This is a genomic window from Streptomyces achromogenes subsp. achromogenes (assembly GCF_000720835.1).
GTDB lineage: Bacteria > Actinomycetota > Actinomycetes > Streptomycetales > Streptomycetaceae > Streptomyces > Streptomyces achromogenes.
The window spans coordinates 1-508 of sequence record NZ_JODT01000093.1 but is presented as its reverse complement, the minus strand read 5'-3'; the positions used below and the strand labels follow the sequence as shown (position 1 = coordinate 508).

Annotated in this window: 1 protein-coding gene; it reads right to left on the bottom strand. The window is 68.3% G+C overall.

Features of this window, described 5'->3' with window-relative positions:
• On the bottom strand, positions 1–508 hold a 508-nt coding region (locus IH25_RS0136830), incomplete at both ends, for a GTP-binding protein (protein WP_030621418.1).

The window sequence follows — 508 nt, the reverse complement described above, 5'->3', positions numbered from 1 at the left end:
GTGATGAGGGCGCTCTTGGCGTCGGCGCGGTGGCGGGCGTCGGTGGTGATGATGGGGGTGTCGGGGCCGATCTGGAGTGCTTCGCGGACTTCGTCGGGGCTGTAGGGCTGTTGTCCGTCGAAGCCGTTGAGGGCGATGACGAAGGGGAGGCCCGAGTTCTCGAAGTAGTCGACGGCGGGGAAGCAGTCGGCGAGGCGGCGGGTGTCGACGAGGACGATGGCGCCGATGGCGCCGCGGACGAGGTCGTCCCACATGAACCAGAAGCGGTCCTGTCCGGGGGTGCCGAACAGGTAGAGGATGAGGTCCTGGTCCAGGGTGATGCGGCCGAAGTCCATGGCCACCGTGGTGGTGGTCTTGTCCCCGGTGTGGGTGAGGTCGTCGATGCCGGCCGACGCGGACGTCATGACGGCCTCTGTGCGCAGCGGGTTGATCTCCGAGACGGCGCCGACGAACGTGGTCTTGCCCACGCCGAAGCCGCCCGCCACCACGATCTTCGCGGAGGTGGTGG